Annotated in this window: 12 protein-coding genes; all 12 read left to right on the top strand. The window is 38.4% G+C overall.

Going from position 1 to position 14,053, the window contains the following annotated elements; all coding sequences use genetic code 11:
- Positions 1 to 840, top strand: coding sequence for a PP2C family protein-serine/threonine phosphatase (locus tag KVT27_RS14815; protein WP_208705670.1), 840 nt, complete (start codon positions 1 to 3; stop codon positions 838 to 840).
- Between the two features lie 26 nt (positions 841 to 866).
- Positions 867 to 2,477, top strand: a complete 1,611-nt coding sequence (locus KVT27_RS14820) for a serine/threonine protein phosphatase (RefSeq protein WP_254636149.1) — start codon at positions 867 to 869, stop codon at positions 2,475 to 2,477.
- A gap of 37 nt (positions 2,478 to 2,514) precedes the next feature.
- Positions 2,515 to 3,792 (top strand): normocyte-binding protein, encoded by a 1,278-nt coding sequence (locus KVT27_RS14825; protein ID WP_254636150.1) that lies wholly within the window; start codon positions 2,515 to 2,517, stop codon positions 3,790 to 3,792.
- Positions 3,783 to 4,478, top strand: coding sequence for an iron-dependent peroxidase (locus tag KVT27_RS14830; RefSeq protein WP_217581511.1), 696 nt, complete (start codon positions 3,783 to 3,785; stop codon positions 4,476 to 4,478). The genes KVT27_RS14825 and KVT27_RS14830 overlap by 10 nt, the downstream gene beginning before the upstream one ends.
- Positions 4,479 to 4,560: 82 nt before the next feature.
- Positions 4,561 to 7,149, top strand: a complete 2,589-nt coding sequence (locus KVT27_RS14835; RefSeq protein WP_217581532.1) for an acetate and sugar kinases/Hsc70/actin family protein — start codon at positions 4,561 to 4,563, stop codon at positions 7,147 to 7,149.
- Between the two features lie 38 nt (positions 7,150 to 7,187).
- Complete coding sequence (locus KVT27_RS14840; protein WP_036221542.1) at positions 7,188 to 7,973, top strand: hypothetical protein; 786 nt, start codon at positions 7,188 to 7,190, stop codon at positions 7,971 to 7,973.
- 49 nt (positions 7,974 to 8,022) lie between these two features.
- Entirely contained in the window at positions 8,023 to 8,700 is a 678-nt protein-coding gene (locus KVT27_RS14845) for a hypothetical protein (protein WP_254636151.1), read from the top strand.
- Positions 8,697 to 10,121 carry a hypothetical protein gene (locus tag KVT27_RS14850; RefSeq protein WP_217581513.1) on the top strand — a complete coding sequence of 475 codons (1,425 nt, stop codon included), beginning with the start codon at positions 8,697 to 8,699 and terminating at the stop codon, positions 10,119 to 10,121. The genes KVT27_RS14845 and KVT27_RS14850 overlap by 4 nt, the downstream gene beginning before the upstream one ends.
- A 31-nt stretch (positions 10,122 to 10,152) precedes the next feature.
- Entirely contained in the window at positions 10,153 to 11,283 is a 1,131-nt protein-coding gene (locus tag KVT27_RS14855) for a pentapeptide repeat-containing protein (RefSeq protein ID WP_217581514.1), read from the top strand.
- Positions 11,284 to 11,307: 24 nt separating this feature from the next.
- Positions 11,308 to 11,865 (top strand): hypothetical protein, encoded by a 558-nt coding sequence (locus KVT27_RS14860; protein WP_036149035.1) that lies wholly within the window; start codon positions 11,308 to 11,310, stop codon positions 11,863 to 11,865.
- A gap of 105 nt (positions 11,866 to 11,970) precedes the next feature.
- Positions 11,971 to 12,378: a DUF4280 domain-containing protein gene (locus tag KVT27_RS14865; protein ID WP_008180110.1), complete on the top strand. Its 408-nt coding sequence runs from the start codon at positions 11,971 to 11,973 to the stop codon at positions 12,376 to 12,378.
- A 33-nt stretch (positions 12,379 to 12,411) separates the two neighbouring features.
- On the top strand, positions 12,412 to 13,941 hold the full coding sequence (locus tag KVT27_RS14870) for a contractile injection system protein, VgrG/Pvc8 family (RefSeq protein WP_217581515.1): 1,530 nt from the start codon (positions 12,412 to 12,414) through the stop codon (positions 13,939 to 13,941).
- The last annotated feature ends 112 nt before the right edge of the window (positions 13,942 to 14,053 follow it).

Raw genomic sequence — 14,053 nt, forward strand, 5'->3', positions numbered from 1 at the left:
ATGGACCATAAGCTAGTACCTTACATAATTGCATTAATTTTTATTGTTGTACTTATTTTTTTACTTATCATACGAGGTATCCTTGCTCAAAAAATGGAAAAAGGGAAAATTTACATCGGCAATGGTCAAACGATAGGAAGGCGGGATGAACAGGATGATTATTTCTCAACTGCTGAGACGGCACATGGCACAATGGCGGTGCTTGCAGATGGGATTAGTGGGTTAGCTAATGGTCGCATGGCCAGTACGATCGCAGTGACCACATTTATAGAAGAATTTAAAAAGCTTGGTAGCCTCAATCAGCTACAAGATTTTTTTAAGAAAGCAGCTATGTCGAGTAATCATATGATTGTAGAAAACTTGAATGGCTCCAATGGAGGAACAACATTAGTCACTGCCATTATTGATAATGATGGCTACTTACATTGGGGTGCGGTAGGTGATAGTGTTATCACGATTTTTAGAAACGGTGAATTTTTAGGGATTAACCAAAAACATATTTTTGAATCGGTATTAACTGAACGTTATATTGCGGGTGAAATTTCGCAACTTGAAGTGCAGGAAAATCCGTTGAAAAAGCGATTAATAAATTATTTGGGATATGCAGGCTTTAAAAATCTAGATACCGGAAATAATCCTATTCAACTACATAAAGGAGACAAGGTTTGCCTATTTAGTGATGGAATCTATGATGCTTTAACAGAGGTTGAAATGGAAAAAATCCTCTCTCAGCAAGCTCCACCCTATGATTTAGCACAAAACATTATAAAAGCCGTTGAACAAAAACGCCTAAAGAATCAAGACAATGCGACCATCTTGATTTTGGAAAAAATATGGTGACGGTGGAATAGAGAAGGAGGAGACTTATGAGAAAGGAAAATTGTGACTTTAAAACTAGTTTTCTATCTGAAGCCGGGTCCTTTCTGCAAAATAAAGACTACTTTGCGTATACAGAACTTGATGATGTTGCTTGTTGGGTAGCCATAAAGGGCTTAGATGCGGATCAGGAAATTAGCAGTGCCGAGCTTGCGGTAAAGGCTATTTTGGAACGTTTTATGGAAAAACCAACTATGTCGAGAAGAAGTATCAAAAAATATCTCAAGCATGCACAAAATATACTTCAAGCTCAAAGTTTACGTGTAAGGTTGAAGGCTAGTGTTGTCATAGTTGTTTCAGATTACTCAAAGATGATTGTGGCAGTAGCGGGAAATTCACGACTGTATCATTTCCGTAATGGCACATTAACCTACAAAAGCACAGACCAAAGTTTAGCACAGGAAATTGTCAACAATCGAAATCGATCCTTAGATATTAGCCAGCATGAAGAGAGAGGGAATTTGCTAAATTATCTTGGGAAGCCAAATAATTTTCAACCATTTGTGTCTAAGAAAATGAAGCTCATGGATGGGGATGCCTTATTACTTTGTACGGCAGGATTCTGGGAGGATGTTAGTGAGATTGAGATGGCCGATGCACTTGAAGGTGTAAAGGATTCAGAACAATATACCGATTTATTGGAAGAAATTTTGTTAAGTAGACAAAGAAAAGTGGTAGAAAACTATACGGTTGCTGCAGTATTTGTTAATAAAGTTTATCAGGAAACAAATAAAAACAAGAAAAAGTATATAAAAATGATTGCTGCTGCATTAGTAGTAGCGTTGGTTGTAGGTGGTAGCACCATTTTTTATCAAGCAAAACAAGCTAAAAAAATTGCTGAGCTATCAGTAGAAATGAAGGATCATGAAAAGAGCGGCAATCAATATTTTCAGGATGGAAATTATGATGAAGCACTCCTTGCATATAGTGAGGGCCGAAATGCGGCAAAGAAATTGAAAGATCCTATACATAGAAATTTACTAGCTAGAAAATTAAGAGTGACACAACTCATTATCAATGGGGATCAATCAGCGGAAACTGGAAAATTTGCTGAGGCGTTGGAACACTATGAAAAAGCAAAAAAAGAAGGAAAGCTCATTAATGGATTCGGCAAGGGAGAGGTAATACAAAGAATTGAAAATATGGATTCCATCGTTGAGATTGTTGACGCCATCAAGGATGCTGATTTTCGCTTTGAGGCTGAGGATTATAATGGTGCTTTAGCTATCTACCAAAAGGCTAGAAAAAAAGCACTAGCTATTTCATTTACTGGCGAGCCACAGATTAAAACAAAAATAGAGGACACAGAGGAGAAAATAAAAGAATTAGAAAAGGCCCAAAAAGAATTAAAGGCAGAAGGATTAGAAAAGAATGGCGATCAGAGCTATGCCCGTCAGGAATACGCAAAAGCAATAGAATCCTATACGCTTGCTCAAGAGATTTATCAGGAAACAGAATTATTGGCAAAGGTTTTAGGGCTAGAGAGAAAAATTATGAATGTAAATGATAAATTGAATCCTATTCCACAAGGACAAGCACCGGAAAATGGTATCCCAAACGAGGCAGACTTACCAATTGATGAAGCACCAGATGCAAGTTAGCATTCAAATTTTAGGCTTATGAAAGAAGGAAAGTAAATTGTTAAAAGAGCTTATGTTCGAACGTTTACGAAAAATAGAAGATTTAGAGCAACGTCAATTACTAAAGGATATTGTAAGTGGTGTCTTTGTAAATCTTATCGACTATCAAGAGGATATGAACCGCAAGCTTGAGGAGCGTATTTTCAATGAGATGGATGATATAGAGAATAAATACGATATCTATGCAACATTGCTTCCTAGGGAGGATGTCGATCCCATCCATGATTGTTTATTTCCAATATGTCCAACAGATGTAGAGGAGAAAAAAATATACACGGATAAGCTTCTTGGGTCCATTAAAAAGCATGAACCGGCGATGCTCATGACTATATTTTTAGCGTGTAATTCGGATGTGATTCAACATTTACTTGTACAGCCAAGAATATTTAGAGGTAGTTTAAAGACGTCTGAGGGTCAGGTTGAGATTCAAGTTGGCTTGATAAAGAATAATCGTTATGTAAAGGAAATCGAAAAGCTGTACTCTATTTTTCAAATAAATGGCCTTCCTTGGAAAACGATTAATCATCCATTTGTTCATAAATTTCTGGATGTCATCGTTGTAGACTGTCCGCCGTTACATGAAGATGTGGAAATAGAAGAAGTGACGATTGATTTAGAGGAATATGAGCAATACAAACGATTGAACATGGTGCCCCTTTGGAATATTCAACCCCATGTGGTGAAGAATAGTGGTTTTCCATTCCCGGCTATAGATAGAGTCAATTTTGAGCATGTCTTATCATTACGAAAAACGGGTAACCAACATGGCTATGTCATTGATACGGAAGAGGAAAATGTTAGGTATGTAAAACGTTCAGACCATGAACTGACAATTGTATCGCCACTAGAGCAATCGGGAGAATGGCGATTATTAAAAATAGCTAAAGTAGAGCAGGAACAAATTGGCAAATTAAATTTTGCGCTAGTTTCAAATAGACGTAATGACTATTTTATGCACAAGCTTTCTTATAAAAATAATCAAAACGTTTCTACAAAAGGTGAAATTATTCGACTGATAAATTCCTTTGAGGCAGCAAATATGCTTGAACTAGTGAAAATTGATGTTTTCGAGGAATACGAATTAGCAGGTAGTCATAACCTTGTTCAACCATTTTTAATGGATAGACAAGAAGGCAACAGTTATAAAAAAACAATGCTATTGCAATTCATAGCAAAGCAAGATAGAGACTTTATTGCGAATGATGTATTAAGCTTCCTGATTGCTGAAATACAAAGACATTTTATGGAATATAAATGTGTGGGTAAATGGCTATGAATTTTATTTGGGATTTACTAATTAAAACAGAAGATGAAGGCTTTCAAACAAAGGATATTTACTTTCACCTAGCTCAAATCTATTCACCGTATATGGAGCTTAGTCCACAGCTATTAAATTCACAGGTAGTAGAGCAGCATGTTGAAGTAAATCCTTATTATCGTTATTTTCAGATCTTTAAAGACCTGTTTCATCCTGATCATACATCAGATCAAGAGTTTAGAGACTGCCTATTAGATATAACCTTACACTTTTTAGCTGAGATTGATCGTATGCAAGGTATGAATAAAAAAGAATTTTATATTCGTTTTATCCTGAGGGATATTCAGGCAAATGTATTTGGAAAACGGGTTCGCGATCATATTAAGCTTTTTTCTAAAAAGGAACAAGAAATTGTGGCATTAAACATGCTTAGACTCTATCAAACAGGCGAGGAAATATACCTGATCAAAGACACGCTGAAAAATATTTTTAATAATTGTTTCATTTATGTTAAGTCCGAGGAAAAAGATGAGTTACTTCTTTACATTCAGCAAAAAAAGACAGAAAAAAATAGTAAAAAGGTTGAGCTCATTCAAGAGATTTTTCTGCCAGTTGGCTACCATATAGAAGTTTATTGGCAATACCATTTTGGCATTATGGGGATAGAAGAGACGATGATGCTAGATCGAATAGCTCTTTATTAAAGAGAGCAAGGGAGGGCTATAGGTGACGACCAAATACTCGTATAAATTGAATTTGAATAAGCGTTATTCAGAAAAAAAATATATGACCTATACACGTGTAGAGCTAATGGAAATGACAACCTTTCAGCTTAGAAATATTTGTTATAAGGAAAAGCTCATAACAGGTTTAATTAATACGCTGACAAGGGACGAATTAATTGAAAAGATTGTAAGATATCGTGGAGCTGAGGAACATCTTCTCATAAAAGAGAACCAAGATGGGGGCTTTGAAAGAGTAGAAGAGGCTTTGCAAAAATATTTAAAGACGCCGCTTTCTGATAATGGGGATATTAAAATCCCCGCCAAAATGAATGTCTATAAAGGTATGAAAATAGATAAACCCGATCAATATGTAGTTGAAACAGGTGGGTTTCTAGTGGAATCCAATGTATTACTTGTGAATGAGCAGCTAGAGTTATGTGGAATTTTAAATATTGTAAAGGATGATGAAAGACCACAAAGTTATTATTTAACTGCCGATCAAGCACTTGGCATACGTGAGACAAAAAATAAAAACTATAGCTTTATCTTTTTACGGAAGCAAGATTCCGAGTATATGTATAAAACGTACTATCAGGAAATCCCGCTACCACCAACTAATTTACATTACTACAAAGTACCGATACCAGATTTAGAGATGAAGCAATTAGAGACTACAAATGCTATCCTTGCAATTGATTTTGGTACAACAAATACAACAGCTGGTGTTTTTTTGGATAGTGATTATGTCGCATCTCCTTGTAGCCATGACCTTTTAAACAAGAGGATTGAACTGAATAGCATTAATTTTGTACAATTCCCAGACGCACTTCATCAAAACGAATGGATTGAAGTAGTGCCCACAGTGCTTTCAGTAGCAGATTGCTCGAACACAGAGCATGTAAGCTACCATTTTGGCTATGAAGCGCTTAAAGTGATGAAAAAAAATAGTTATACCTCCTTGGCTACTAAATTTCAGGGAATCAAGCGTTGGGTTAGTAATTATGCAAAATTAGAAGAAGTGATGGATGCAAATGGCAATACAGCACTTGTCCCGCGTAGTCAAATCATAAGAGAATTTTTACTTTATATCATACGTATGGCTGAGCACCAATTTAAGTGTCGATTTAAACATTTGCATATTTCAAGTCCTGTCAAGCTGAAAACTCAATTTTTAGATATGTTTCAGGCCATATTACCTGAATATCAAATTGAAACAGAGCATGCTCTCGATGAAGGGATGTCCGTTTTATATAACACGATCGCCAATCAAATAGAGAATCAAAGCTTTATGGATAGTAAGGAGTACAAAGCACTTGTTATTGATTGTGGTGGGGGAACGACAGACCTCTCTTCCTGTAAGTTTCGCATAGAGGACGGCCACATTTCCTACAAAATTGATATTCATACAACCTATGAAAATGGTGATACCAATTTTGGGGGGAATAATATTACATATCGCATCTTCCAATTTATGAAAATTGTTTTTGCGAACTATTATAGCCGAGGGAAAAATGCATATGACATTGATGCGTTAATTGATATCCCCGGAAAGGATATTTACCGATATGTAGATGATTATGGCGTAGAGGCCGTCTACCAGCAATTCGAAAAAGCATTTGAGGATGCTGAATCTATCATTCCTACACGCTTTAAGGAATATGAAAATCGGACACGTGATGAGTATCTAAGAGTTCGCAATAATCATTATTTTTTATGGGAAATGGCAGAGGAAATGAAGAAGGAATTTTTCCGCAAAACGGGTATTTTGAGAAGCCGCTTTTATTCCGAAAGCGATACACAGCAGGATAGCGATTTGAATATCACAACAGTAGATCGCTGGTGCTTATCACTATTAGAGCATCATCAATTTAAAGATGTTTACGATTATCCAAATGTTTTTTTCAATATTAAAGAAATCAATCATCTTATAAAAGCAGATATTTACGATATTGTACGCGAATTTTTAGAGGAGTTTTATGAAAGTGGCATGCTTGGTGAATATTCCATTATTAAGCTGACTGGACAATCCTGTAAAATTGATGCCTTTCGAGAGGCTTTAAAAGAATTTGTGCCAGGCCGTAGCATTGAGTTTAGGCAAAAGGCTGAAAATGTAGGGAAAGTGCCAGAATTAAAGCTTGCCTGCTTAAGAGGAGCATTGCGTTACTTAAATGCGAAAAAAATTGGCATGATTGAAACTACCGTTACGAATAATGCTCCTATAGTACCTTATTCTGTTAGTGCATTTACACATAACAGGCAAGAAAAACTTCTTATCAGTAGCTTAGAACGATTGAATCAAATTCATGGAACTATTTCACGCCCATGGGGAGTCACAGAGGTCGAATTTTTCCTAACTGGAAGTGATCATCAGGCAACCCAAAAGTACACCTATTTCAATAGGCAGGAAAATTTTGTGCCAGTGCTTTATGAGAGTATTGTGTCGTTCTATTCCAATAAAATTCCACAGGACGAGACAGATTCAATTACCAATGGTGAAGTGAAATTTTTCGTCTTCGCAGGAGAGGATCATTGGGGCTTCCATGTAGTACCAGTGGCTAGGAAAGAGGAGCAGCTGTTTATTGGCAGCAAGGAATTCTTTGCCTTTGAAACAGATCTATCAGAGTTAGATTTCTTTGATGGATTAAAGTAAGTAGGCATCTGCTAAAAAATAAAAGAGGAGAATAACAGATGTTTACGAATCAATATCCACATTTTCAAAAAGGAAGAATTTTAAAGCTGGAAATGCTAGAGAATCTGCGGGATTTCCCGAGGGAATTTTTAGACCTCTATTTCGAGGAATACTCAAACGGCATTATAGCGGGTTGTCATATTCATGTAACAGATACAAGCATTATTCTGACCAAGGGCATCATGAAACATAATAAAAGACTCTATATGCTCCATAGTAGCTATGAGCTTCCCTATGAAGCAACGGGCAATGAAATGATAGTAAAAGTACGTTTTGCTGAAGAGGTAAATCATTTAGATTTCACGCAATTTACAACGACCATTGTTCTTGATAACTCCATGTATCTTGCCGCAAATGAAATGGAAATAGTACGTTTTAAATTAAAAGTAGGCGCAAAACTGCGATCAGAGCCCATTGATTTTTCGGATTATACCACTGAATACAATACCGTTAACTATCTTCACTGTGAATATGCAGGTGTACAAAAAAGTACCTATCATCCTAAGGTTTTACAGTGTTTTGCGAAGGAATTATTAAAAAATCGTCCAACCAATACTTATGACATTACATTTGCCTTAGCGTGTTTAAATGAAGAACGAGTACAGCGATATGTCATTGAAATGTACATAAGTAATCGGTTAGAGCTAGAGTTTCAACCATTTTCCAATAGTCAAATTCACAAATATTTAAACCGTATATTAGGTGAAGCCAAAAATGGTGGTCGTGGAACTGGGGCTAGTCCAATGCCTAGTCCAGGTAGACCAAAGCGAATGATCGTTGATTAGTTGAAAAGTAGTTGATGAAAATACGTTGAAGAAGCGGAAGGTGAGTGGGATGAAATTTTTAGATGAAAAGATTATTGCATTAAGAAATGAAATGAGAGATCAGGAACGACATGAGTTAGCCCAGCAACAAGCGGCATTACAAGTGGAACAGGAGCCTGAACAAGACGAACAGGAAGATCTACAAGAAGTCGATATTTACCAACATGTTATCACCATTGATGATGAAGAAGTACAAGTGATGGAGCAATCATTATTGGATGGCAAAATGAAAATACGAATGCCAAAGCTTTTTTCTATTATGTCTGCTGAACTAGCGTCCTTAAAGTACCCATCTGAGCGTAGACCAAACCTAATTTTTACAGATACATCCTCATCAATCAATCTTGCCTTCAATTTGACACCACATCGATTAAACGAGGAGGGAGTCGCTGGATTTCAAGAAAATATGATGGACATCCTTGAACAAGCTCAGCCGTCAGCAGATTGGCTAGATACAGAGGTTCTGACGATCGACGCAAAAACAGTAGGCTTTTTAGAGGTCATTACCCCTGCCATTGATGGAGAAATTTTTAATTTAATGTTCTTTGCCTCTGTCGAAGGGCGAGCACTTATTGGCACCTTCAATTGTATGGAGGATGATCTTGACACTTGGCGCCCTATCGCGAGAGCCATGATGGAATCCTTACAATTCGCTTCAAGTGAAGAAAAAGGAGGGACATTGCTATGAGTGGGGCAGTGACGGCTTATCATCATATAAAAATATCGCCATTTGAGCTTGTCAGCATTCAAGAGCTCAGCCTTACAAAAAAAATGAACGAACATGCTAGGTTACGTTTTACTGGGATTGTGCCTGAAGAGGCGAGAGATACATATGTCGAAATGACCGAGGCACGATCTGCCATTGAAGTAAACCAGCTTAACCACCTCGGTGTCCCTTCTCCATTATTTAAAGGTGTTATTTTAAATGTGAAGGTTACCTCGGTGCGTGGCATCTATTATATCGAAGTCGAAGCGGCTTCTAGTACCCATCAGCTAGATATTAAAAAGAAAAATCGCTCCTATCAGGATAAGGAAATGACCTATAAGGCATTATTCAAACTGTTAAATCCTTTTTACCCGGGTCTAGACATTATTGATGAAGCTACAAAGGGTGCTAAATTAGAAAAGTTTACCCTTCAATATTACGAGACTGATTGGGAATTTTTAAAAAGACTGGCCTCTCGTTTTAATACAGGGCTCGTTCCTGCCGCTACCTTTGACAAGCCAAAGTTCCATTTTGGTGTTCCAGCTGGAAGTGCTAAAGGAAAGCTAGAAGATTATCATTACACGACCAGAAAAAAATTAGCAGACTATCTTGTATATACAGAGAATGGTAATGAAGGTATGGGAGAGCATGATTTCCTTTACTATGAGGTGGAAAGTGACAAGGTCCTTCAGATAGGAGATTACGTTACATTTAATAAACAAACTCTCTATATATATGAAGCAAATACGACCATGAAGGATGGCTTGCTGAAGCATTACTATACACTGTCAACGAAAAATGGCATGAGAAAAAGTGAGCTATTTAACACTACTATTTCCGGCTTGTCCTTAGAAGGAAAAGTGTTAGAAGTCGCCAAGGATCATATTAAGGTACATTTAGCCATTGATGACAAGCAGGATAAGGGCAAGGCACATTGGTTCCTTTACTCAACAGGCTATACAGCTGAGGGACATAGTGGCTGGTATTGTATGCCGGAAATCAATGATTTTGTCCACATCTATTTTCCTTCTCACCGTGAGGAAGAGGCGATTGCTAGTACCTCCGTACGAAAAAACTTGGATACAACGGCCACTAATAAGCTAGACGATCCTTCGACGAAATATTACCGGACAGCCTTTGGTAAAGAGATTAAATTAAGTCCAACAGAAATTCTCATTACCGCACAGGATGGCGATATTTTTATTCGTTTAAATGAAGCAAGCGGTATTGAAATTTATAGCAAAAAAGAGATTAAGCTTATATCCGAAGCAGATATTACAGTGAATGCTAGCAAAAAAATTCTTTTGTCTGCAGAAGAGGAAATTTCATTACAATGCAAAGAAAGTAAAATTACTATGAATGGCAGTGTGCAAATTTTTGGAAAAGAAGTAAAAGCCAATTAAAGATGAACAAAAGAGAAAGAAGGAGTCACAAATGCAGGCACAGGAAATTTTACAGCATTTTTATGACACAGAAGTAGAAAAAAGAAGGTTGAACTATCTTTTGCTGCTCGAGGATTTTTTCCAAGCCTTCAAAGATCAACTAGCCGAGGATTTTAGGTCGTCCTTTCAAAAGGTATGTCAGCAACTAGCCCAGCAGCAATCGTTTCACCAGAAAGGACCAATTGCCCATATTACATTTTCGATGCTACGCACAGAGCTATTGGAGAGAAATCCACACTATTTAGTAGAGGCTACGGATGACGAATGGTTCTTTGACCTACAACCTCTTTTAACTACCTATGATGCTAGCTGGGTGCATCATTATTTAGAGCAATACATCCAAGAGCTAAGTTTGTATAGTAAAACATTTATGGGGGCAATTACGCAAGCAGATATTGAGCGCATTAGACTTCAGGACGCCAGCCATTTTCATCAATATTTAATAAGTCTTGCTAGATATGCGCTTCCAGACATCATCAGATGCCCAGAGTATTTAGCACTGGAGCGGGATGTAGCTGTCGAAATACGTATTGGTGAGTTTATGGATATGAACGAAGTAGTTTATAGCGAGGACTTTTCATCGAAGGATAGTGATGAAATAAAGGCTTGGCTAGAAGAAAAGCTAGAGGATGAATATCCATATGAGGTATTTAATCAATTACGCTTAGCTGACGGAACGTATGAGGGCTTGGATATGCGCTATGCCTTTTTTCAGAAAACCAATTTAACCAACTGTCAAATGCGTGAATGTCTGTTGATAGGCGCCAATTTTCGGGAAAGTCAGCTAATGGACACAGATTTGAGTTTCAGCGCCATTCATGAGGCGGATTTTAGCAATAGTCAGTTACAGGGAGCCAATCTTCAACAGGTACAGGGAGCGAGTGGCTTGCTAGATCGCCAGAAATGGGCATCACCAGGCTATTTACCGCTTCGTTTTACAAATGCGAATTTAGAAGGCGCTAATTTTGAGCTAGCAAATTTACGAGGGGCCAGCTTTATTGGAGCAAATGTAAGGAATACGAATTTTGCAGGGGCCAATTTAGAAAAGGCCATGTTTTCTAAGGAGGCTCAGCCATATTTAAAGCTAGATCCATTCCAGTCAGCAAGTGTCATTTGGAAGTAGACATGGTGAAAAAGGAGAAGAGAAATGAACTATTTTATTCTATCTCAGGATGAACGCATCTCAAATGCTGTCGAGCCTGTTGGTATAGCCCAAGTAATAAAAAAAGAGCTACTAACAATTGAAAGAATGGAAGAATTAGAGGAGCTCGAACGCCAATTTCCTGTATTAGAGAAAGGCGAGATGGTGTATACAGATTTGATTGAAAAGCCAATCATGCTCTTTTCTGATGCTGTTAAACAATTAGTGGAAAAATACGAACCACAAATGCCATTCAAAGCGGTTGTTCTCATGGATATGCCTAAAGTAATGCAAACATTATATTGGCTAGTTATTCCTCCAAAAGTTCCTTGTCTCTCTGCTCAAACTGAATTTCATCTGGATGGAACATTAAAAAAGCTAGTAATAGACGAGCATTTAGCAGCCCTTTATCCCATCTTTCAAATTGAGGGAATTAAAGAAAACTATATAGTAGTTAATATTGAATTAGCAGAGAGCATTCTGCGCAGAGATTTTAGGGGAATACGATTACGGAAAATACAGACCGAAGGAAGATGGAACGATATTCTGGCAGTAGGAAAATAGTTTGAAAAGGGCAAGAAGCGAAAAGGAAATAATTATTTTCTAATCATCGTCAACTATGTTTAGTAAAAGTTACAACAGCTTACGTATAGAAAGGATGGTTTTTTGATGTCAGAAGAATTACAGACAAAGGGCGGCGACCAACGGAGCTATGTGGTAGCTGGTGCCAAATTATCCTGCTCACAAGGTGATCAAACAAGTATATTAAAAATGCCAGTCAGCCATGGGGTTTATACGAAAAATAAGGCACAGATGAATACGATGGATTATAAGCCTCATGACAATATTCAACCATTTGGCTTATGCCAAACATTAGCAAATCCAATAGTTGCGGCAGCCACTGCTGACAATAATGGTGTTTTAAAGCCAATGCCCTGTACACCTGTCATCACGATGCCCTGGATTAATGGCAAGAATGATCAATTAATTGAAAATCATCCAGCGTTAATTAGTCAATCTATTAATATGTGTATGTATTGTGGAACGATAAAAGTAGAAGATGATGGACAAGAATAATCCATTGTCCCTTGAGGAAAGAAGGGAATTCATGTGAACACATACGAGGAAGTAATCGGATACGGTGAGCTTGAACTCGTATCCCCCTATGAAGTCCAGACGTTGCATCATCTTATGTTGACCCAAACAGTGAATGACCACGCAAGGTTAACTATAAAGGGATTCATCCCTGCTGAAAAGAAAGACAGTTGTATGCGACATGCTAGTACGTCAGATCGAATAGAGCTATTTCAAAAAAATAAAGGGCAACGAATACGCACACTTTTTAAAGGTCAGGTTACAGAAATGGCTGTACGTATGGTGAGGGGAGTATATCAAATTGAACTAGAGGCTGTATCATCTACGTTCACCCTAGACTGTAAACAAAAATACCGTTCCTTTCAGCATAATAAAATGACTTATCAGGCAATGATAAAAAAGGTTTTAAAAGACTATGCAGGTGCAGATGTCATTGATACCGTGTCGAAGGCTACTCCTCTCAAGCAGTTTATATTACAATATAAAGAGACGGATTGGCAATTTTTACAACGTATGGCGTCCCATTTTCGGACAGTGCTAATCCCTGCAGTGGATGCGGATAAGCCGAAATTCTGGTTTGGGCTACCTGAAGGACGAATGGAAAAGCTATCAGTGGCAAATTATGAGATTTTAAAGGATCGCTCTAAGTTTTTACATAGTAAGCACAATGACATCGATCAGCCAATAGAGGAGCGGGATACCGTCGCCTATGTGATCGAGTCTAAAAAGACTTTGAAGCTAGGTGATCGTGTGCAGCTCCAAGGTAAGGAGCTGGTGGTAGCCAAATCCATCGCCCACATGAAGCAAGGCATTCTTACCTATGAGTATCATTTGCTGTTCAAAAAAGGCATACGTCAAGATAGACGAAGTATTCCGTTCCTACCAGGTACTGCGATTGAAGGAAAGGTATTAGAGGTCAAAAAGGATCAGTTACGACTCCATCTCAGCATAGATGAGGCGCAAAAAAAGGAAGAAGCTACCTGGTTCCCACTGGCTACGCCATATACAGCAGAAGGACATAGTGGTTTTTACAGTCCGCCAGAGGAGGGCGATCATGTTCATCTTGCCTTCCCGACACATCGAGAGGAAGCTGCGATTGTTCGCCACAGTGTACGAAAAGGTGGCGAGGCCAACCCAAAAACGGCTGATCCGAAAACGTCTTACTGGGGTACGCCAAAAGGGAAGGACATGAAGCTAGATCCACAATCCGTGACATTTACGGCCAAGGAGGGAGCTGTTTTTCTTCAGCTTCATCAGGACAGCGGCATCACTGTGCATAGTAAGCCCTCCCTGCTAGTCAAAGCGAATGATACGATCACCTTCGCAGGGAAGCGAGTGTCCATGAGTGCAGCCGAATCCATGCGATTCACCTGCGGCTCCAGTAGTATAGTGTTTGACGGCATTACGGATATCCAGGGACAGGCGGTCACGATGGAAGGGTCCATCAAAGCCCCTGTGTCAGTCGCTTCACAGGAAGAGGAAGCAGACCTCGATTCCGCCCTAGACATGATGGGTATGATCCCTGTTGGTGGGGGTGATGCCTAATGGGTCTATTAGGATTAGCAGGAAGCTTACTGGGAATGATTCCGAAAGTAGGCTCCCCAAGTGGAGCGAAAAAAGGCAAGAGCGGAGGATCGAAAGGGAAGAGCTCAAAAAA

Origin of the sequence: Lysinibacillus sp. GbtcB16, assembly GCF_019091145.1 — a bacterium.
Taxonomy (GTDB): Bacteria; Bacillota; Bacilli; order Bacillales_A; family Planococcaceae; genus Lysinibacillus; species Lysinibacillus fusiformis.

Coding starts and splice junctions, on each gene's coding strand:
- KVT27_RS14820 (WP_254636149.1), top strand. CDS start 867: ATGAGAAAGGAAAATTGTGACTTTAAAACTAGTTTTCTATCTGAAGCC.
- KVT27_RS14835 (WP_217581532.1), top strand. CDS start 4,561: ATGACCTATACACGTGTAGAGCTAATGGAAATGACAACCTTTCAGCTT.
- KVT27_RS14840 (WP_036221542.1), top strand. CDS start 7,188: ATGTTTACGAATCAATATCCACATTTTCAAAAAGGAAGAATTTTAAAG.
- KVT27_RS14850 (WP_217581513.1), top strand. CDS start 8,697: ATGAGTGGGGCAGTGACGGCTTATCATCATATAAAAATATCGCCATTT.
- KVT27_RS14815 (WP_208705670.1), top strand. CDS start 1: ATGGACCATAAGCTAGTACCTTACATAATTGCATTAATTTTTATTGTT.
- KVT27_RS14860 (WP_036149035.1), top strand. CDS start 11,308: ATGAACTATTTTATTCTATCTCAGGATGAACGCATCTCAAATGCTGTC.
- KVT27_RS14845 (WP_254636151.1), top strand. CDS start 8,023: ATGAAATTTTTAGATGAAAAGATTATTGCATTAAGAAATGAAATGAGA.
- KVT27_RS14830 (WP_217581511.1), top strand. CDS start 3,783: ATGGCTATGAATTTTATTTGGGATTTACTAATTAAAACAGAAGATGAA.
- KVT27_RS14865 (WP_008180110.1), top strand. CDS start 11,971: ATGTCAGAAGAATTACAGACAAAGGGCGGCGACCAACGGAGCTATGTG.
- KVT27_RS14855 (WP_217581514.1), top strand. CDS start 10,153: ATGCAGGCACAGGAAATTTTACAGCATTTTTATGACACAGAAGTAGAA.